The organism is Rhizobium sp. BK289 (assembly GCF_014193575.1).
In the GTDB taxonomy this organism is placed as follows: Bacteria; Pseudomonadota; Alphaproteobacteria; order Rhizobiales; family Rhizobiaceae; genus Rhizobium; species Rhizobium tropici_C.
On record NZ_JACHZO010000044.1, the window covers coordinates 1 to 1,047 of the forward strand.

1 protein-coding gene is annotated in these 1,047 nt (G+C 61.0%); it reads left to right on the plus strand.

Annotated features, from left to right (window positions below; translation table 11 throughout):
- The first annotated feature begins 85 nt into the window (after positions 1-85).
- A protein-coding gene (locus tag FHT84_RS31270; RefSeq protein ID WP_113251106.1) for an IS630 family transposase occupies positions 86-1,031 on the plus strand; the annotation gives its coding sequence in 2 pieces (ribosomal slippage) (positions 86-421 and positions 423-1,031; 945 coding nt in all).
- The last annotated feature ends 16 nt before the right edge of the window (positions 1,032-1,047 follow it).

Sequence of the window (1,047 nt, forward strand, 5' to 3'; positions counted from 1 at the left end):
CTAGAGCGCCGAGCATTCAGACTGAATCGAAAGGGATTCCTTCGACTGGAATTTCGTGATTCACTTCGGTCGGAGGTGATTTGCGATGACGAGATCCTATTCGCTTGATCTTCGAGAGCGTGTTGCACGGTTCGTCGACGGTGGCGGGTCGCGTCATGCGGCTGCGGCGCGTTTCGGGGTGTCGGTCTCCTTCGTCGTGAAGCTGATGGCAGCGTTTCGCGCGACCGGCAGCCTTGAGGCGAAGCCCGGAGGTGGCTGGCGCTATTCCAAGCTCGATCCGCACAGGGACTTCCTGATACGACGCGTGGCTGAGAAGGACGACATCACCATGCCGGAACTGGCAGCTGAACTGGCCGATCGGGGCACCGTCGTTGCTGCGTCCTCTATCTCGCGCTGGTTGATCCGCGCGGGCTACCGCTTCAAAAAAAACGCTGCTGGCCAGCGAACAGGATCGCCCGGACGTCGCAGCCGCACGCGAGGCGTGGATAGCCAGGCGCCAGCCGAGGATGCGCCTTGAGCCGCATCGGTTCGTCTTCCTCGATGAGACTGGTACGACGACGAAGATGACCCGCCTGCGCGGCCGATGCCCGAAGGGTCAGCGGCTGCGCTCGAAAGCACCGTTCGGACATTGGAAGACCCAGACCTTCATCGCTGGCCTCAGGTACTTCGGCCTGACCGCGCCCTTCGTGGTGGACAGACCGATGAACCGGCGCATCTTCGAGGTTTATGTCGAGACCCAGCTCGCCCCGACACTGTCTGAAGGCGACGTCGTCATCCTCGACAATCTGGCCGCCCACAAGAGCCCAAAGGCCGAGGCCGCCATCAGGGCGCGTGGTGCATGGATGCTGTTCCTGCCGCCCTACAGCCCCGATCTCAATCCCATCGAGATGGCCTTCTCGAAGCTGAAGTCGCTCCTCAGGGCACGAGCAATCCGAACCATCGACGCCCTCTGGAAGGCCATCGGCGATATCTGCACACTTTACTCACCCACAGAATGCCAAAACTACTTTAAAGCCGCCGGATACGTCTGAATGCACGTTGCTCTAG